Source organism: Streptomyces caniferus (genome assembly GCF_009811555.1).
Taxonomy (GTDB): domain Bacteria; phylum Actinomycetota; class Actinomycetes; order Streptomycetales; family Streptomycetaceae; genus Streptomyces; species Streptomyces caniferus.
Map to the genome: position 1 here is coordinate 1052309 of NZ_BLIN01000002.1, position 18194 is coordinate 1070502.

The following is an 18194-nucleotide window of genomic DNA, read 5'->3' on the forward strand; positions in this document are numbered from 1 at the left end:
GCGTCAGGCCGTCGGCAGGCCCGGCGCCGGGTAGCCGGCCATCAGCTCCGCGACCTCGCCGCGGATCACCGTGAGGGCCTCCTCGTCGCCCTTCGCCGCCGCCTGGACGCTGCGGTCGATCCACTCGGCGACCAGCGGCATCCGGTCCGTGCCCAGCCCGCGGGAGGTGAGGGACGGGGTGCCGATGCGGATACCGGAGGGGTCGAAGGGCTTACGGGGGTCGAAGGGGACGGTGTTGTAGTTGACGACGATGCCGGCCCGGTCCAGTGCCTTCGCGGCGGCCTTGCCCGGCACGTCCTTCGAGGTGAGGTCGATCAGCACCAGGTGGTTGTCGGTGCCGCCGGAGACCAGGTCGTAGCCGCGGCCCAGCAGCGCCTCGGCGAGCGCCTTGGCGTTGGCGACGACGGCGTGCGCGTAGTCGCGGAAGGACGGGGCGGCCGCCTCGCGCAGGGCGACCGCGATGGCGGCGGTGGTGTGGTTGTGCGGACCGCCCTGCAGACCGGGGAAGACGGCCTTGTCGACGGCCTTGGCGTGGCTCGCCCGGGACATCAGCATGGCGCCGCGCGGGCCGCGCAGGGTCTTGTGGGTGGTGGTGGAGATGACGTCCGCGTGCGGCACCGGCGACGGGTGGGCGCCGCCCGCGATCAGGCCCGCGATATGGGCGATGTCGGCGACCAGGACGGCGTCGACCTCCCGGGCGATCTCGCCGAACGCGGCGAAGTCGATGGTGCGCGGGACGGCGGTGCCGCCACAGAAGATGATCTTCGGGCGTTCCTTGCGGGCGAGGTCGCGCACCTCGTCGAAGTCGATCAGCGCGGTGTCGGGACGTACGCCGTACTGCACGCCGCGGAACCAGGTGCCGGTGGCCGACACGCCCCAGCCGTGCGTGAGGTGGCCGCCCATCGGCAGCGCCATCCCCAGCACGGTGTCGCCGGGCTCGGCGAAGGCGAGGTAGGCGGCGAGGTTGGCGGGCGATCCGGAGTACGGCTGGACGTTGGCGTGTTCCACGCCGAAGACGGCCTTGGCCCGCTCGACGGCCAGCGTCTCGACCCGGTCGATGTTCTGCTGGCCTTCGTAGTAGCGACGGCCCGCGTACCCCTCGCTGTACTTGTTCTGCAGGACGGTGCCGGTGGCTTCCAGGACGGCGGCCGAGACGTAGTTCTCGCTGGGGATCAGGCGCAGCGTGTCGGCCTGGAGCTGCTCCTCGGCGCCGACCAGTGCGGCCAGTTCGGGGTCGGCGGCGCTCAGCGCGGGATGCGGAAGGGACTGGGACATGCGGGGCTGTGACATGGCGTCCTCCGGGGCGGTCGATCGGTGTTGCCGGTCGTGGTCCCGGGGTGCCCAGGCGGGGCGGCACCTCGTGGTGGTTGCCGCACACCGCTTCCTCGAGGTTGCTTCCCCGTACGCCAGTCGCGGTGCGCACCGCAGAGTCTAGGACACCCCCGGGGCCCTGTCCGGCGGATCTTCGCAGGCCGGGCCGTCCGGGCGAGCGCAACAATGGAGAGGGACGCGGCAGGTCCGCGCCCCGCACGGTCTACCGAACGGAGTCACCGGTGACGTCCACGGAACGCGGCATCGCGGCCGCCGAAGCCCACAGCGCGCACAACTACCACCCGCTGCCCGTCGTCGTGGCCACCGCCGAGGGCGCCTGGATGACGGATGTGGAGGGCCGGCGCTACCTCGACATGCTCGCCGGGTACTCCGCGCTGAACTTCGGGCACGGCAACCGCCGGCTGCTCGACGCGGCCAGGGCCCAGCTGGAACGGGTCACCCTCACCTCGCGCGCCTTCCACCACGACCGGTTCGCCGACTTCTGTACGCAGTTGGCCGAGCTGTGCGGGATGGAGCTGGTGCTCCCGATGAACACCGGCGCCGAGGCGGTCGAGACGGCGGTGAAGACGGCCCGTAAGTGGGGCTACCAGGTCAAGGGCGTCCCGGACGGCCGGGCGAAGATCGTCGTCGCGGACCACAACTTCCACGGCCGGACGACCACCATCGTCTCGTTCTCCACCGACCCCGAGGCCCGCGCCGACTTCGGCCCGTACACCCCCGGCTTCGAGATCGTCCCGTACGGCGACCTGGCCGCGATGGAGTCCGCCCTCGACGACACCACGGTCGCGGTGCTGCTGGAGCCGATCCAGGGCGAGGCGGGGGTGCTGGTGCCGCCGCCGGGCTATCTGGCGGGCGTACGGGAGCTGACCCGCAGCCGGAACGTGCTGTTCATCGCCGATGAGATCCAGTCGGGGCTGGGCCGCACCGGCCGGACCTTCGCCTGTGAGCACGAGGGCGTGGTCCCCGACATGTATGTGCTGGGCAAGGCGCTGGGCGGCGGGGTGGTGCCGGTGTCGGCGGTGGTGTCCTCCCGTGAGGTGCTCGGCGTGTTCGCGCCGGGCGAGCACGGGTCGACCTTCGGCGGGAACCCGCTCGCCTGCGCGGTGGCGCTGGAGGTGCTGGCGATGCTGCGGACCGGCGAGTTCCAGCAGCAGGCCATGGAGCTCGGCGAGCATCTGCACAGCGAGCTGGGGCTGCTGGTGGGCGGCGGCGCAGTGGACGCGGTGCGCGGGCGCGGGCTGTGGGCGGGTGTGGACATCAACCCGTCACGCGGCACCGGACGGGAGATCTCCGAGCAACTGATGGAGCGCGGGGTGCTGGTCAAGGACACCCATGGCGCCACCATCCGGCTCGCGCCGCCGCTGGTGATCAGCAAGGAGGACCTGGACTGGGGCCTCGACCAGCTGCGGGGCGTACTGGGCGCGGAGGGCTAGGACCGGGGGCGGGGGCGGGGCGTCGCCCCCTCCCCCGCTCAGCGGATCACATGCGGCAGGAAGCGGGCGTACTCGTCGGTGACCGGCCCCGCCGATTCCCGGATGCCGAGCCCGGCCGGCTCGTCCTCGACGACCCAGGCGCCGAGCACCACCCGGTTGCCGTCGAAGTCCGGCAGCGGCGCCAACTCCTGGTAGCAGCAAGGGTCCTCGGACCCGCGCAGCACCGGCTCGGCGCCCGGCTCGTGCAGGGTGACCCCGGCGCCCTCCCGCCCGAGCAGCGGCTTGGCGACGTAGCCACGGGTGTGCGCCAGCTCGCGCGGTCCGTCCAGGTAGGCGGGCAGCAGATTCGGATGCCCGGGGTAGAGCTCCCACAGGACCGCCAGCAGTGCCTTGTTGGAGAGCAGCATCTTCCAGGCGGGCTCGATCCACAGGGTGGAGCCGGTACCGCCGCCGTTGTCGAGCGTGTCCAGGACGTGCGGACCGAAGTCGTCGGTGGCCAGCCACTCCCACGGGTAGAGCTTGAAGCAGGCCCGCATGAAGCGCAGCCGCTGGTCGACGAAGCGGCCGGAGAGCCGGTCCCAGCCGATGTCCTCCATCGAGATGGTGACCGTCTCCAGGCCCGCCTGCTGCGCCGTCTCCTCCAGGTAGGCGACGGTCATCAGGTCCTCGCCGAGCTCGTCGTCCGCCGAGTGCGCGAAGTGCAGCGGCGCGCCGGGCGGCAGCAGCGGGGCCTGCCGCTTCCAGGCCGCCACCAGCCGCTCGTGCAGCGAGTTCCACTGGTCGGCGCCGGGGAAGCGTTCCTCCATCCAGAACCACTGCGGACTGGCCGCCTCGACCAGCGAGGTCGGCGTATCGGCGTTGTACTCCAGCATCTTGGCCGGGCCGCTGCCGTCGTAGTGCAGATCGAACCGCCCGTAGAGGGAGGGGAGTTCCTCGCGCCGGCGCCAGGACTCGGCGACCAGGCGCGCCAGGCGTGGGTCCTCGATGCCGAGGTCGGCCAGGCGGTCGTGCTCGACGAGGTGCGCGGCCGCGGCCAGGCACATGCCGTGCAGTTCCTCGACGACGTCCTCCAGCGCCTCGACCTCGGGGAGGGTGAAGGAGTAGTACGCGCTCTCGTCCCAGTAGGGGCGCAGCGAATCGTCCGGGTAGCGGGTGAGCGGATAGATCAGGCCCTGCGCCTCGACGGTCTGCTGCCAGCCGGGGCGGGGCTCGATGGTGTGGCGTTCCATGCCGTCCGGTCCGCTCAGCCGCCGTAGGAGCCGTGCCGGCCGCCCGAGCCGGAGCAGCCGAAGCCGCCGCGGTTGACGGCCGTGGTCTTGCTGAAGGTGCCCTGGTCGGCGTACTTGCCCCCGGCGTTGTCCGGGTCGTAGTACCACTGTCCGTCGACGGGCTTCTTGCCGAGCCCGCCACCGCGGCCGGCCGTGCCGTTCCCGGTGGAGCCGGAACTGCCGCTCCCGGAGGACGAACTGCCGGCCGCCGAGCAGTTCTTGGACTCGACGATGCGGTAGCCCTTGAGGGTGTCGTAGCTGTTGCGGTCCACACAGCGCTTGTCGGGCTCGGAGCCGCAGGACGTCAATGCGGCGGCCAGGGCTCCCATGCCGCCCAGGATCACCGTGCTCGACCGCAGCCGCCGACGTGCCTTCTCTGCCATGTCCTGCCTTCCCCCGTGGAACGTCTGTTGGAGCGGGGGCCAGCGTAGACGGCCGCCGTGGGCCCGGCGCAAGGAGGTGACCTGCTCATGTCCGTCCGCCGCCCCGCACGGGCAGCGGGGCACGGCACGACGCCGGGCCGCCCACGCTGGGCGGCCCGGCGCTGGTGCGCTGTACGGGAGGAGGACGGACGGTTACACGACGGTCTGGGTGTCGGTGTCGCTGGAGCCGGTGAAGTTGGTGTCACCGCCGTAGGTCGCCGTGATGACGTAGTTGCCGGTGGTCAGCGGGGTGCTGACCGCCGCGACACCGGCGCCGTCGAGCGTGCCGGTGAGGTTGATGGTGGTCACGCCGTCGGTGACGGTGAAGCTGACCGTCCCGGTCGGGACGCCGCTGCCCGGCGCCACCGCCGAGACGAACGCGAGGATCGCGACCGTGTCGCCGGAGTTGGACGGGTCGGGGAACGAGGTGGCCGTGGTGGTCGTGGAGGCCTGGCTCACGGTCTGGGTGTCCGTGCCGCTGGAGCCGGCGAAGTTGGCGTCACCGCTGTAGGTCGCGGTGACGTTGTGGACACCGGCGTCGAGTGTGCTGGTGGTGACGGTGGCGACGCCGCCGGAGACGGTGCCGGTCAGCGTGCCGCCCCCGCCACCGCCGATGACGAAGACGACTGATCCGGTCACCGTGCCGGCGCCGGGCGAGACCGGAGCCACCGTGGCGGTGAAGGTCACCGCCTGCCCGAAGACCGACGGGTCGGGCGAGGAGGTGACCGTGGTGGTCGTCGACGCCTGGGCGACCGTCTGGGTGTCGGTGCCACTGGAGCCCGCGAAGTTGGCGTCACCGCTGTACGTCGCGGTGACGGGGAAGGTACCGGCGTTCAGCGCGCTGGTCGTGACGCTGGCCGTCCCCCCGGAGAGGGTGCCGGTCAGCGTCGGACCGCCGGTGATGACGAAGGTGACCGTGCCCGTGGGCGTACCCGTTCCCGGTGCGACCGGAGCCACCGTCGCCGTGAAGGTCACCGACTGGCCGACCACGGACGGGTCCGGCGAGGACGTGACCGTGGTCGTCGTCGACGCCTGGCCGACCGTCTGCGTGTCCGTGCCGGTGGAGGCCGTGAAGTTGGTGTCACCGCTGTAGGTCGCCGTGACGGAGTACGTGCCCACGGTCACCAGGCCGCTGGTGGACACGCTGGTCGTACCGCCGCTGAGGGTGCCGGTCAGCGTCACCGTGGTGACCCCGTCGGTGATCACGAAGTTCACCGTGCCCGTCGGCGTACCCGCACCCGGCGCCACCGGAGCCACCGTCGCCGTGAAGGTCACCGACTGACCGACCACCGACGGGTCCGGAGCCGACGAGACCGTGGTCGTCGTCGAGGCCTGGTTGACCGTCTGGGTGTCCGTACCCACCGAGCCGTTGAAGTTGGCGTCACCGCTGTAGGTCGCCGTGACGGAGTACGTGCCCACGGTCACCAGGCCGCTGGTGGACACGCTGGTCGTACCGCCGCTGAGGGTGCCGGTCAGCGTCACCGTGGTGACCCCGTCGGTGATCACGAAGTTCACCGTGCCCGTCGGCGTACCCGCACCCGGCGCCACCGGAGCCACCGTCGCCGTGAAGGTCACCGACTGACCGACCACCGACGGGTCCGGAGCCGACGAGACCGTGGTCGTCGTCGACGCCTGGTTGACCGTCTGCGTGTCCGTACCCACCGAGCCGTTGAAGTTGGCGTTACCGCTGTAGGTCGCCGTGACCGTGTACACGCCCGCGGTCACCAGGCCGCTGGTGCTGACGCTGGTCGTACCGCCGCTCAAGGTCCCGGTGAGCGTCACCGTGGTGACCCCATCGGTGATCACGAAGTTCACCGTACCGGTCGGCGTACCCGCACCCGGCGCCACCGGAGCCACCGTCGCCGTGAAGGTCACCGACTGACCGACCACCGACGGGTCCGGAGCCGACGAGACCGTGGTCGTCGTCGACGCCTGGTTGACCGTCTGCGTGTCCGTGCCGGTGGAGGCCGTGAAGTTGGTGTCACCGCTGTAGGTCGCCGTGACCGTGTACACGCCCGCGGTCACCAGGCCGCTGGTGGTCACGCTGGTGGTGCCACCGCTGAGCGTCCCGGTCAGCGTCACCGTGGTCACTCCGTCGGTGGCCACGAAGGTCACCGTGCCGGTCGGCGTACCCGCACCCGGCGCCACCGGAGCCACCGTGGCTGTGAACGTCACCGACTGACCGACCACCGACGGGTCCGGCGAGGACGTCACCGTGGTCGTCGTCGACGCCTGCCCGACCGTCTGCGTGTCCGTGCCGCTGGAGGCCGTGAAGTTGGCGTCACCGCTGTACGTCGCCGTGATCACGTACGTGCCCGCGGTCACCAGACCATTGGTGGTCACGCTGGTGGTGCCACCGCTGAGCGTCCCGGTCAGCGTCACCGTTGTGACCCCGTCCGTCGCCACGAACGTGACCGTGCCGGTCGGCGTACCCGCACCCGGCGGCACCGGAGCCACCGTCGCCGTGAAGGTCACCGACTGACCGACCACCGACGGGTCCGGAGCCGACGAGACCGTGGTGGTCGTCGAGGCCTGGTTGACCGTCTGGGTGTCGGTCCCGCTGGAGGTGGTGAAATTCGCGTCACCGCCGTACGTCGCCGTGACCGTGTGCGAGCCGACGCTCAGGCCACTCGTCGTGACACTCGCCGTGCCCCCGGACAACGTTCCGGTCAACGTCGGGCCACCGCTGATGACAAACGTGACCGTGCCGGTCGGCGTGCCCGCACCCGGCGCGACCGGAGCCACCGTCGCCGTGAACGTCACCGGCTGACCGACGACCGAGGGATCGGGCGAGGACGTGACCGTGGTGGTCGTCGACGCCTGATTCACCGTCTGCGTGTCCGTACCGACCGAACCGCTGAAGTTGCCGTCGCCGCTGTAGGTCGCCGTGACGGTGTAAGTCCCCGCGGTCACCAGCCCACTTGTGGTCACGCTGGTCGTACCGCCGCTGAGCGTGCCCGTCAGCGTCACCGTGGTGACCCCGTCCGTCGCCACGAACGTGACCGTGCCCGTCGGCGTACCCGCACCCGGCGCCACCGGGGCGACCGTCGCCGTGAAGGTCACCGGCTGACCGACGACCGAGGGATCGGGCGAGGACGTGACGGTGGTGGTCGTCGACGCCTGGTTGACCGTCTGGGTGTCCGTGCCGCTGGAGGTGGTGAAATTCGCGTCACCGCCGTACGTCGCCGTGACCGTGTGCGAGCCGACGCTCAGGCCACTCGTCGTGACACTCGCCGTGCCCCCGGACAACGTTCCGGTCAACGTCGGGCCACCGCTGATGACAAACGTGACCGTGCCGGTCGGCGTACCCGCACCCGGCGCCACCGGAGCGACCGTCGCCGTGAACGTCACCGGCTGACCGACGACCGACGGGTCCGGAGCCGACGTCACCGTGGTGGTCGTCGACGCCTGATTCACCGTCTGCGTGTCCGTACCGACCGAACCGCTGAAGTTGCCGTCGCCGCTGTAGGTCGCCGTGACCGTGTGGGTGCCGGCGCCCAGTGCGCTGGTGGTGACGCTCGTCGTGCCCCCGGCCAGGGTGCCGGTCAGCGTCGGACCACCACTGATGACGAAGGTGACCGTGCCGGTCGGGGTGCCCGCGCCCGGTGCGACCGGAGCGACCGTCGCCGTGAAGGTCACCGGCTGACCGACCACCGACGGGTCCGGCGAGGACGTGACCGTGGTGGTCGTCGCCGCCTGGTTGACCGTCTGGGTGTCGGTGTCACTGGAGCCGGTGTAGTTCGCGTCGCCGCCATAGGTCGCGGTGACGGTGTAAATCCCCGCCGTGACCAGCCCGTTGGTGCTGACAGTGGCGACGCCGGAGCCGTCGAGGGCGCCGCTGAGAGTCACGGTCGTGACCCCGTTGGTGATGACGAAGGTGACGGTTCCGGTCGGCACGCCGCCGCCGGGGAACACCGGCCCGACGAAGGCGGTGAAGTTGACCGTCTGTCCCGTCACGGACGGGTCGGGGAAGGAGGTGACCGTGGTGGTCGTCGACGCCTGGTTGACCGTCTGGGTGTCCGTACCGCTGGAACCCGTGAAGTTCGCGTCACCGCCGTACGTCGCCGTGACCGTATGCGTACCGGCCGACAGCGCACTGGTGGTGACGCTCGCCGTGCCCCCGGAAAGCGTCCCGGTCAGCGTCGGACCACCACTGATGACGAAGGTGACCGTGCCCGTCGGCGTACCCGCGCCCGGCGGAACCGGGGCCACCGTCGCCGTGAACGTCACCGGCTGACCGACCACCGACGGGTCCGGCGCCGAGGTCACCGTGGTCGTCGTGGAGGCCTGGTTGACCGTCTGGGTGTCCGTACCGCTGGAACCCGTGAAGTTCGCGTCACCGCCGTACGTCGCCGTGACCGTATGCGTACCGGCCGACAGCGCACTGGTGGTGACGCTCGCCGTGCCCCCGGAAAGCGTCCCGGTCAGCGTCGGACCACCACTGATGACGAAGGTGACCGTGCCCGTCGGCGTACCCGCGCCCGGCGGAACCGGGGCCACCGTCGCCGTGAACGTCACCGGCTGACCGACCACCGACGGGTCCGGCGCCGAGGTCACCGTGGTCGTCGTGGAGGCCTTGTTGACGGTCTGGGTGTCGGTGCCGCTGGAGCCGTTGAAATTGCCGTCGCCGCCGTAGGTCGCGGTGACCGTGTGCGTCCCGGGCGACAGCGCACTGGTGGTGACGCTCGCCGTGCCCCCGGAGAGCGTGCCGGTCAGCGTCGGACCACCACTGATGACGAAGGTGACCGTGCCCGTCGGCGTACCCGCGCCCGGCGGAACCGGGGCCACCGTCGCCGTGAACGTCACCGGCTGACCGACCACCGACGGGTCCGGCGCCGAGGTCACCGTGGTCGTCGTGGAGGCCTTGTTGACGGTCTGGGTGTCCGTACCGCTGGAGCCGTTGAAATTGCCGTCGCCGCCGTACGTCGCCGTGACCGTATGCGTACCGGCCGACAGCGCACTGGTGGTGACGCTCGCCGTGCCCCCGGAAAGCGTCCCGGTCAGCGTCGGACCACCACTGATGACGAAGGTGACCGTGCCCGTCGGCGTACCCGCGCCCGGCGGAACCGGGGCCACCGTCGCCGTGAACGTCACCGGCTGACCGACCACCGACGGGTCCGGCGCCGAGGTCACCGTGGTCGTCGTGGAGGCCTTGTTGACGGTCTGGGTGTCGGTGCCGCTGGAGCCGTTGAAATTGCCGTCGCCGCCGTAGGTCGCGGTGACCGTGTGCGTCCCGGGCGACAGCGCACTGGTGGTGACGCTCGCCGTGCCCCCGGAGAGCGTGCCGGTCAGCGTCGGACCACCACTGATGACGAAGGTGACCGTGCCCGTCGGCGTACCCGCGCCCGGCGGAACCGGGGCCACCGTCGCCGTGAACGTCACCGGCTGACCGACCACCGACGGGTCCGGCGCCGAGGTCACCGTGGTCGTCGTGGAGGCCTTGTTGACGGTCTGGGTGTCGGTGCCGCTCGACCCGGCGAAGGTGCCGCTGCCGCTGTAGGTCGCCGTGACGGTGTGGGAGCCCACACTGAGGCTGCTGGTGGAGACGCTCGCCGTGCCGCCGGAGAGCGGGGCCGTCAGCGTGGGGCCGCCGGAGATCACGAAGGTCACCGTGCCGGTCGGGGTGCCCGAACCGGGCGGGACGGGCGCGACCGTCGCCGTGAAGGTCACGGACTGCCCGAAGACCGACGGGTCGGGGGACGAGGTGACGGTGGTGGTGGTCGGCAGCAGGGACGCCGTCACGGTCTGGGTGTCGGTGCCGGAGGACGGATTGAACTGCGCATTGCCGTTGTAGGTGGCGGTGATGGAGTGCGTGCCGACGCTGAGACTGCTGGTGGTGACGGTCGCCGTGCCGCCCGAGAGCGTGCCCGTCAGGGTGCCGCCCCCGCCACCGCCGATGACGAAGGTGACCGTGCCGGTCGGCGTACCCGCACCCGGCGCGACCGGCGCGACGGTGGCGGTGATGGACACCGGCTGCCCGAAGGTCGACGGGTCCGGCGACGAGGTGACGGTCGTGGTCGTCGACGCCTTGACCACCGTCACGGAGGTCAGGCCGCTCGACGGCGAGAAGAGCGCACTGCCGTTGTACGTCGCGGTGATGGTGTGAAAGCCGACGCTGATGCCGCTGACGGTGACGGTCGCCGTGCCGCCCACGAGTGTGCCCGTCACGGTGGGCCCGCCGGTGACGACGAAGGTGACGGTGCCAGTGGGTGTACCCAACCCCAGCGGGATGACTGTGGCGGTCAGAGTGACCGGTTGGCCGAAGACTGCTGGATTGGGTGAAGCGGACGCCAAGGTGAAGGTGGGTGCCATGGAATGGCCCTCCGAAAGATGGAATGGTGGCGGGCCGTTCAGCTCCCCGTAGCGCATGACGTTCTGCGGGAAGTGGGCATCATCCTGGGGAGCAAGCTCGGCAGCAACAGGCGACGGCGATTCGCGTCTGCATACCGGAGCCCTCCGCCAGGTGGGCAACCCGCCGATCGATAGCATCAGTAGGCGCGCAGATCGTGCCGCCGCGCCATAGCCGCTTCGCGCATTTACCCTGAATGGCGCAGCGTGCAGCGGCTCGCACGGCGCCGCGCGGCGCGCGCTGCGGGGCGCGGACGTGACGGGCGTCGGCACTGGTGATCCGCGGTCGGTACGGGGCGTCACCGCAAGCCGTCGGACCACTACCGTCAACGACGTTGCACCACCGCGCAGTTGAGTGCGTCGCGCGCGCCGGGGAATTTCCCCGACATTTCAACTCGGTGTGCCACGAGGGGTGGCCGACTTCAACTTGCTTATCTTGTGGGTCGGTTGAGGTGAGTCGAGGTGCCTGCCCCCGGGGCTTGTTCAATGGCCGCCGCCGGGGCGGCCCGCCGGACGACGGAGGAGACCGACCATGACCGAGCGCGACCGGGTGCCGGGACGGCTACCCGAAGACCTGACGCTGCGGCGCCCCGGCCCGGCCGACCACGCACGGCTCCAGGTGGCCCTGGCCGAGTGGTGGGGCGGTCTGGGTGGTGCGGCGGGCGCACGGCAACGGCAGTTGCTCGTACCGCGCCTGTTCCTGCAGCACTTCGCCGACACCAGCTTCCTCGTCGAGCGCCCCGACGGGACCCTGCACGCCTTTCTGATCGGTTTCCTCTCCCAGACGGAACCCGAGGCCGCCTATATCCACTTCGTGGGCGTGTGCCCGGAGGGCCGACGGGACGGCGTCGGCAGCGCCCTCTACGACCGCTTCTTCGCCACGGTCCGCGCGGCCGGCCGCAGCCGGGTCCGCTGCATCACCAGCCCCAACAACCGCAACTCCATCGCGTACCACGCCCGCATGGGCTTCCGGCTGGAGCCGGGAGACCGGATCGACGACGAGGGCGTGCCGGTGCACACGGATTACGACGGGCCGGGGCTCGACCGGGTGTCGTTCGTACGGGAATGGTGAACCGGGCCCCGCAGGGGCGCCCCGCCCGCTCCCCGTCCACTGCTCCCCGCCCCTTCCACCGACCGCTCCCCGCCTACTCCGGCGCATGCTCCCCCGCCTGCTCCCCGGGCAGGAGCGCCCTGAGCAGGGCGTCCAGGGCGCCGGTGAAGGAGTGGTCGGGCGGAGTGCCGTAGGCCACCACCAGTGCGTCGCGGGAGGCCGGCGGGGCGCTCGGGTCGTGGAAACGGCTCAGGCTCTCCAGGGCGAGTCCCTGCCGGCGGGCGGCCTGGAGGACGGACCGTTCGGTGCCGGGCGGGAGTTCCAGTACGGCGTGCAGGCCGGCGGCGATGCCGGAGACCCGGACCTGGGGTGCGCGTTCGGCCAGCGCGGCCACCAGTTGATCGCGGCGGCGTCGGTAGCGCAGCCGCATCCCGCGCAGATGGCGGTCGTAGGCGCCCGAGGACAGGAACTCGGCGAGGGTGAGCTGGTCCAGCGCCCCGGACTGCCATTCGCCGGTGCTCTTGAGGGCGAGCACCTGATCGACCAGACGGTCCGGCAGCACCATCCACGCCAGCCGCAGCGCGGGGGCGAGGCTCTTGCTCGCGGTGCCCAGGTAGACGACGTGTTCGGAGTCCAGCCCCTGGAGGGCACCGACCGGCTGGCGGTCGTAGCGGAACTCGCCGTCGTAGTCGTCCTCCAGGATGAACCCCCCGGTGGCGCGCGCCCAGTTCACCGCGGCGGCCCGGCGGTCGGGGTGCAGCGGTACGCCGGTGGGGAACTGGTGGGCGGGGGTCAGGAGGGCCGCGCGCACGTCGTCGAGGGCGGTCAGCTCCTCGGTGCGCGCGCCCCGTTCGTCGACCTGGAGCGGGACGGTGCGCAGGCCCGCGCGGGTGATGACGTCGCGGTGGAAGTCGAGGCCGTACGACTCGACGGCCACCCGTCCGGTGCCCAGGGCGCGGCTGAGCAGGGCCAGCCCCTGCATGAAGCCGGCGCAGACGACGATCCGGTCGGGGTCGGCGCGGACGCCACGGGCGCGGGCGAGGTAGTCGGCGAGGACGGTACGCAGTTCGGTCCGGCCGCGGGAGGGGTTGTAGCCGAAGGCCTCGCTGGGGGCGGCGGTCAGCGCACGGCGGGCGGCGGCGAGCCAGGCGGTGCGGGGGAAAGCGGAGACGTCGGGGGTGCCGGGGGTGAGGTCGAAGCGCGGCCGGTCGGCGCGGTCGGCCGGGCCGGGTGCCCGCCGGGCGGCGGGTGTGGCTCGTGGCAGGACCCTGCCCCGGACGCCCTCCGGGAGCTGCCCCCAGGCGACGTGGGTGCCGGAGCCCTGGCGGGCGCTGAGCCAGCCCTCGGCGACCAGCTCGGCGTAGGCATCGGCGACCGTATTGCGGGCGATGCCGAGGTCCGCGGCGAGCGAGCGGGAGGACGGCAGACGGGTGCCGGGGGCCAGGCGCCCGGACCGTACGGCCTCCCGCAGCGCCCGCAGCAGCGCGGCGCGCAGGCCGCCGGGGCCGGTGAGATCCAGATGCAGATCACGGCCGAAAGTGGCCCAGGAATCCTCCATGGAAGTGGACCATACTCCTGCGCCATTGCCGTCGTAGCGTCGTAGACATGACCACTCAGACATCACAGACGACGCATACGACGCAGACACCACCGGCGGCCCCGACGGCTCAGGCGACTCAGGCGACGGCGTCCGAGGCCGCGGCCCCAGGACCGGCGCACCGGCACGGCCCCCGCCTGCACTGGGCGAAGCTCGCGCCGGAGGTCTACAAGGCCATGATGGCGCTGGATGCGGCGGCGAGGAAGGGACTCGACCCGACGCTGGTCGAGCTGGTGAAGATCCGGGCCTCGCAGCTCAACCACTGTGCGTTCTGCATCGATATGCACATCAAGGACGCCCGTGCGGCCGGCGAGACCGAGCAGCGGGTCTACCTCCTCAATGCCTGGGAGGAGGCCACCGACTTCTACTCCCCCAAGGAGCAGGCCGCCCTCGCCCTCACCGAAGCCGTCACCCTGCTCACCGAGGGCTTCGTGCCCGACGCCGTCTACGACCGCGCCACCGCGCACTTCGGCCAGGCCGAACTGGCCCAGCTGATCGCGCTGATCACCGCCATCAACGCCTGGAACCGCTTCGGCGTGTCCACCCGCATGGCCCCGGGCCGGGCATGACCGCCACGGACCGCGCCCCGGACGGCACCCCGGCCGCCGCCGCACTGCGCGCCCTGCACCACGGGCCCCGTCTGCCCCTGGTCCTTCCCGGCCCATGGGACGCGGCCAGCGCCCGGGTGTTCGCCGACGCCGGCTTCCCGGCGCTCGCCACCCCCAGCGCGGGCATCGCGGCCTCCCTCGGATACGAGGACGGGCGGACGCCTGCCGACGAGATGTTCGCGGCCGTCGCCCGCATCGTGCGGTCCGTGGACATCCCGGTCTCGGCGGATGTGGAGGCCGGATACGGGCTGTCCGCAAAGGAGTTGGTGGGCCGCCTCGCCGACACCGGGGCGGTGGGCTGCAACCTGGAGGACACCGACCCGGCCACCGGCGCCCTGCGGGACCCGCAGGAACAGGCCGACTGGCTGGCACAGGTACGGGCCGAAGCAGGCGACGCGCTGGTGATCAACGCCAGGATCGACACGTTCCTGCACGCCGGCCGGTACCCGGATGCCCAGAAGGCCCAGGACGCGGAAGAGACGGTCCGGCGCGGCCGGCTGTACGCGGCGGCGGGCGCCGACTGCGTCTACCCGATCCTCGCCCCGCCATCGCTGCTGGCCGACCTGGCCGCCCGCATCGGCCTCCCCCTCAATGCCGTGGTGACCCCGGACGGCCCCACGCCCCGCGAACTCGGCGCCCTCGGCGCGGCCCGGATCACCTTCGGTCCCGGCCTCCAGCACCGCGCGATGGCAGCAGTGACGGGGATGGCGGAACGGCTGCGCGAGGAGCTGGGGGCGGGGACGGGCTGAGAGCCGATGCCCGCCGCCCCTATCGCCCGTCGGTCCCCGGGACCTTCCCCGTGCTGAGGGCGATCCGGTTCCACGTGTTGATCGTGCAGATCAGCGCCAGCAGCCGGGCCAGCTCCGCCTCCTCGAAGTGGCGGGCGGCACGCTCGTAGACCTCGTCCGGCACACCGCCCTGAGCGACCAGTGTCACGGCTTCGGTGAGCGCCAGCGCCGCCCGCTCCTTCGCGGTGAAGAAGTGCGTCGCCTCCTCCCAGACCGCCACCATGTGCAGCCGCTCCTCGCTCTCCCCCGCCTTACGGGCGTCGGAGGTGTGCATATGGAGGCAGTACGCGCACTTGTTGAGCTGCGAGGAACGGATCTGGACCAGCTCGACCAGGGCCGGGTCCAGGCCCTCGCGCGCCGCGGCGTCGAAGCCGATCAACGCCTTGAAGGCCTTCGGGACCGCCTGGGCGAAGTCGACCCGGGGCCGGCGGGCCTCCGCCCCGTCATTGCCGTGCTGTTGCCGTGTCATGCCCTGCTGCTGATGCTTCATGTCCTGCGGTTGCTGTGTCATGCCTTGAATCTAGAAGCACGGGCGACCGGCTGTAGGGTGCATTCCCATGCCGGAATCATGGGTCAATCTCGCCGAGAGCCTGGGCGCCGATCTGCATCTGGAGCTGACCGGCCCCGGCAGCCGCCGCGCCGTCCTCATCCGGGCGCTGCGGGACGCCGTACGGTCCGGGCGCCTGGCCCCCGGCACCCGCCTGCCGCCCTACCGCTCGCTCGCCGCGGACCTCGGCATCGCCCGTAACACGGTCGCCGATGCCTACGCCGAACTGGTCGCCGAGGGCTGGCTCAGCGCCCGCCAGGGCTCCGGCACCCACGTCGCCCGGGGGCACCTCCCGGACGGCGACCGGGGGAGTACGGAGCCCCCGACGCCCGCCCGCGCCCCGGCCCACCGCGTCCCGGCGAGCCGCCCCACCCACAATCTCCTCCAGGGCCAGCCGAACGCCGCCTCGTTCCCGCGCACGGCCTGGCTCGCCGCCGCCCGCCGCGCGCTGACCGCCGCGCCCCACGACGCGTTCGGCCCCGGCGACCCCCGCGGCCGCCCCGAACTGCGCCGCGCCCTCGCCGACTACCTGGCCCGCACCCGCGGCGTCCGCACCGACCCCGAGCGCATCGTCATCTGCTCCGGCTTCGCCCATGCCCTGCGTCTGCTGCTGCCCGCCGTCCTCCCCGGCCCCCTCGCCGTCGAGGGCTACGGCCTCCCCTTCCACCGCCGCCTCCTGGCCACGGCGGGCATCTCCACCCACCCCCTCGAACTCGACGAACGCGGCGCCGATACCGAGCAGTTGACGCACCTCGACGGCATCGGCGCGGCCCTCCTCACCCCCGCCCACCAGTTCCCCACCGGCGTCCCGCTGCACCCCGACCGCCGCGCCGCCGCCGTCAACTGGGCGCGCGCCACCGGGAGCTACCTCCTGGAGGACGACTACGACGGCGAGTTCCGCTACGACCGCAAGCCGGTCGGCGCCCTCCAGGGCCTCGATCCGGAGCGCGTCCTCTACCTCGGCTCGGTCAGCAAGAGCCTGTCCCCCGCGGTGCGCCTGGGCTGGATGGTGCTCCCGGCCGGCCTCGTCGACGCCGTACTGGAGGCCAAGGGGGAGCGCGAGGCCTGGGCGGGCGTCACCGATCAGCTCACCCTCGCGGAGTTCCTCACCCACGGCGCGTACGACCGGCACATCCGCCGGATGCGCCAGCGCTACCGCAGACGCCGCGACCAGCTGATCGACGCGGTGACCACGCACGCCCCGCACCTCACCGTCACCGGCATCTCCGCCGGCCTGCACGCCGTCCTCCAACTCCCGGACGGCACCGCCGCGTCGGACGAACACACGGCCCTGCGCGCCGCCCGCTGGCAGGGCCTGGCCCTGGACGGCCTCTCGGACTACCGGCACCCCGCCACCACCACACCGCCCCGCCACGGCCTGGTCGTCGGCTACGCGACACCCACCGACAGCGCCTACTCCGGCGCCCTGGAGGCGCTGTGCCGCGCGCTGCCACCGCACGCGTCGGCATGAGCACCCAGGGGCGCAGGCACGCGAATGGCCGGTGGCCCCAAGGCCCCGGCCATCCGGCATACAGAGCAGGGCGAGTCCCGCCCGCCCTCAGCGTCCGGCGGTAACTCCCGCCCTCGCCCTACTGGTTCGCGAACTTCTGGCTGATGTTCTGGAAGATCCGCTGGGCCTCCGGGCCCAGGTGCGGGCCGGCCAGCCAGGTGTGGGCGTTGGAGCTGATCGAGGTGTTGGACACCAGCGTCAGCTTGCCGCCGTGGTTGACGAACCAGCCGCCGCCGGAGGTGCCGCCGGTCATGTTGCAGCCGATGCGGTTCATGGCGGGGGTGCCCTGCTGCATGACGAGGCGGCCGGGGCGGGCCGGGCAGTTCATCATGCGCGCACCGTCGAACGGCGGCGCCGCCGGATACCCGAAGGCGTCCAGCGAGGCGATGCGGTCGGCGGAGGGGGTGTCGAACGCGACCCGGGCGGCGGCGCCCACGGTCTCCTGGAGGGACTTGCCGCTGCCGTTCTCCGGCTTGACGTGCAGCACCGCGAAGTCGTAGGCGGAGCCGCCGTTTCCGGTGTCCTCGCTGCCCATGTTGATCCACTCACCGGACGTGGTGATCCAGTCGGCCCAGAACCGGCCGTACGGGGTGACCTGCTGGGAGGAACTGCCGCTGACCTGGTTCATCGCCACGCCGTTGTCGTTGTAGGACGGCACGAAGACGATGTTGCGCATCCAGCCGCCCCGCTTGCCGGAGTGCACACAGTGTCCCGCGGTCCACACGAGGTTGGACTTGCCCGGGTGCGCGGGGTCCTCGACGATCGTGCCGGAGCAGACCATCGGGCCCTTCGGGCTGTCGAAGAAGATCTTCCCGACCGGTGCCATGTGCTGGTGGTACGGGCGGGCGACCTGCTCGGCGGTGACCGGTCGCGGCTCGGGGTCCGTGGCGTCGAACTCGCTGCCCGCGCCGGTGGCCTGCACCCCGATCTCCGGGGAGTTCTTCGCCTTGGCCAGCCGGTCCGTCTTCCAGTGGTCCTTGATGACGGGATTGGCGAAATCCGAAGCCTTGCGGGCCCAATCGTCCCAGTTCTGCCAGCCGCCGTCCTTCCACTTCTTCAGATCGTCCAGGCTGGTCGGCATGCCCTTGGGGATCTGCAGGCCCCCGCCGCCCTGGTCCTTCTGGCCGGCGGCATCCGAAGCGGCGGCCTTGTCGTCACTGGGGCCGCAGGCGGTGACGGTGCCGGCGAGCAGCGCGACCAGTGCCGCGGCCGCGGCGGTGGAACGGCGGATGGATGGCATCGAGCGGAGTCCCCCTGATCCGTGGCGGCGCCGGGCGTGCGGCCCGCCGA

General features: G+C 71.9%; 12 protein-coding genes and 1 riboswitch. Of the genes, 5 read left to right on the top strand and 7 right to left on the bottom strand.

Going from position 1 to position 18194, the window contains the following annotated elements:
* Nucleotides 1-3: 3 nt before the first annotated feature.
* The gene (gene glyA, locus Scani_RS06500) at nt 4-1275 is read right to left on the bottom strand and encodes a serine hydroxymethyltransferase (RefSeq protein WP_159471807.1); all 1272 of its coding nucleotides are present in this window, start codon (nt 1273-1275) and stop codon (nt 4-6) included.
* Nucleotides 1276-1332: 57 nt separating this feature from the next.
* Nucleotides 1333-1424: riboswitch (ZMP/ZTP riboswitch) on the bottom strand.
* Nucleotides 1425-1553: 129 nt separating this feature from the next.
* Here glyA and rocD point away from each other — a divergent pair.
* Complete coding sequence (rocD, locus tag Scani_RS06505) at nt 1554-2765, top strand: ornithine--oxo-acid transaminase (RefSeq protein ID WP_159470883.1); 1212 nt, start codon at nt 1554-1556, stop codon at nt 2763-2765.
* 38 nt (nt 2766-2803) lie between these two features.
* Here rocD and Scani_RS06510 read toward each other — a convergent pair whose 3' ends face one another.
* From Scani_RS06510 to Scani_RS40645, 3 genes are all read right to left on the bottom strand, one after another.
* Complete coding sequence (locus Scani_RS06510; protein WP_159470885.1) at nt 2804-3994, bottom strand: glutathionylspermidine synthase family protein; 1191 nt, start codon at nt 3992-3994, stop codon at nt 2804-2806.
* Between the two features lie 14 nt (nt 3995-4008).
* The gene (locus tag Scani_RS06515; RefSeq protein WP_159470887.1) at nt 4009-4416 is read right to left on the bottom strand and encodes a hypothetical protein; all 408 of its coding nucleotides are present in this window, start codon (nt 4414-4416) and stop codon (nt 4009-4011) included.
* A 192-nt stretch (nt 4417-4608) separates the two neighbouring features.
* Nucleotides 4609-10944: an Ig-like domain repeat protein gene (locus Scani_RS40645; protein WP_308686554.1), complete on the bottom strand. Its 6336-nt coding sequence runs from the start codon at nt 10942-10944 to the stop codon at nt 4609-4611.
* A 391-nt stretch (nt 10945-11335) separates the two neighbouring features.
* On the opposite strand from Scani_RS40645, the gene Scani_RS06545 reads away from it, so the two are divergent.
* Entirely contained in the window at nt 11336-11875 is a 540-nt protein-coding gene (locus Scani_RS06545; RefSeq protein ID WP_159470889.1) for a GNAT family N-acetyltransferase, read from the top strand.
* Between the two features lie 73 nt (nt 11876-11948).
* Here Scani_RS06545 and pdxR (Scani_RS06550) read toward each other — a convergent pair whose 3' ends face one another.
* A complete protein-coding gene (pdxR, locus tag Scani_RS06550) occupies nt 11949-13412 on the bottom strand; it encodes a MocR-like pyridoxine biosynthesis transcription factor PdxR (protein ID WP_159470891.1) in 1464 nt (487 codons plus the stop codon).
* Nucleotides 13413-13459: 47 nt separating this feature from the next.
* On the opposite strand from pdxR (Scani_RS06550), the gene Scani_RS06555 reads away from it, so the two are divergent.
* Together Scani_RS06555 and Scani_RS06560 are read left to right on the top strand one after the other, a co-directional pair.
* Complete coding sequence (locus tag Scani_RS06555; RefSeq protein WP_159470893.1) at nt 13460-14020, top strand: carboxymuconolactone decarboxylase family protein; 561 nt, start codon at nt 13460-13462, stop codon at nt 14018-14020.
* A complete protein-coding gene (locus tag Scani_RS06560; RefSeq protein ID WP_159470895.1) occupies nt 14017-14808 on the top strand; it encodes an isocitrate lyase/PEP mutase family protein in 792 nt (263 codons plus the stop codon). Before Scani_RS06555 ends, Scani_RS06560 begins: the two co-directional genes overlap by 4 nt.
* A 19-nt stretch (nt 14809-14827) precedes the next feature.
* Here Scani_RS06560 and Scani_RS06565 read toward each other — a convergent pair whose 3' ends face one another.
* On the bottom strand, nt 14828-15316 hold the full coding sequence (locus Scani_RS06565) for a carboxymuconolactone decarboxylase family protein (RefSeq protein ID WP_159471809.1): 489 nt from the start codon (nt 15314-15316) through the stop codon (nt 14828-14830).
* Nucleotides 15317-15404: 88 nt separating this feature from the next.
* Between Scani_RS06565 and pdxR (Scani_RS06570) the strand changes: the two genes are divergently transcribed.
* Nucleotides 15405-16865, top strand: a complete 1461-nt coding sequence (pdxR, locus tag Scani_RS06570) for a MocR-like pyridoxine biosynthesis transcription factor PdxR (protein ID WP_159470897.1) — start codon at nt 15405-15407, stop codon at nt 16863-16865.
* A 118-nt stretch (nt 16866-16983) separates the two neighbouring features.
* Here the strand turns inward: pdxR (Scani_RS06570) and Scani_RS06575 are convergent, their stop codons facing one another.
* On the bottom strand, nt 16984-18144 hold the full coding sequence (locus Scani_RS06575) for a trypsin-like serine peptidase (protein ID WP_159470899.1): 1161 nt from the start codon (nt 18142-18144) through the stop codon (nt 16984-16986).
* Nucleotides 18145-18194: the final 50 nt, after the last annotated feature.

Bases quoted from the DNA above. Each gene is read 5' to 3' on its own strand.
- Scani_RS06515 (WP_159470887.1), bottom strand. From the start codon at position 4,416: ATGGCAGAGAAGGCACGTCGGCGGCTGCGGTCGAGCACGGTGATCCTG.
- Scani_RS06560 (WP_159470895.1), top strand. From the start codon at position 14,017: ATGACCGCCACGGACCGCGCCCCGGACGGCACCCCGGCCGCCGCCGCA.
- Scani_RS06575 (WP_159470899.1), bottom strand. From the start codon at position 18,144: ATGCCATCCATCCGCCGTTCCACCGCCGCGGCCGCGGCACTGGTCGCG.
- pdxR (WP_159470891.1), bottom strand. From the start codon at position 13,412: ATGGAGGATTCCTGGGCCACTTTCGGCCGTGATCTGCATCTGGATCTC.
- Scani_RS06545 (WP_159470889.1), top strand. From the start codon at position 11,336: ATGACCGAGCGCGACCGGGTGCCGGGACGGCTACCCGAAGACCTGACG.
- pdxR (WP_159470897.1), top strand. From the start codon at position 15,405: ATGCCGGAATCATGGGTCAATCTCGCCGAGAGCCTGGGCGCCGATCTG.
- Scani_RS06555 (WP_159470893.1), top strand. From the start codon at position 13,460: ATGACCACTCAGACATCACAGACGACGCATACGACGCAGACACCACCG.
- Scani_RS06565 (WP_159471809.1), bottom strand. From the start codon at position 15,316: ATGACACGGCAACAGCACGGCAATGACGGGGCGGAGGCCCGCCGGCCC.
- Scani_RS40645 (WP_308686554.1), bottom strand. From the start codon at position 10,944: ATGCTATCGATCGGCGGGTTGCCCACCTGGCGGAGGGCTCCGGTATGC.
- glyA (WP_159471807.1), bottom strand. From the start codon at position 1,275: ATGTCCCAGTCCCTTCCGCATCCCGCGCTGAGCGCCGCCGACCCCGAA.
- Scani_RS06510 (WP_159470885.1), bottom strand. From the start codon at position 3,994: ATGGAACGCCACACCATCGAGCCCCGCCCCGGCTGGCAGCAGACCGTC.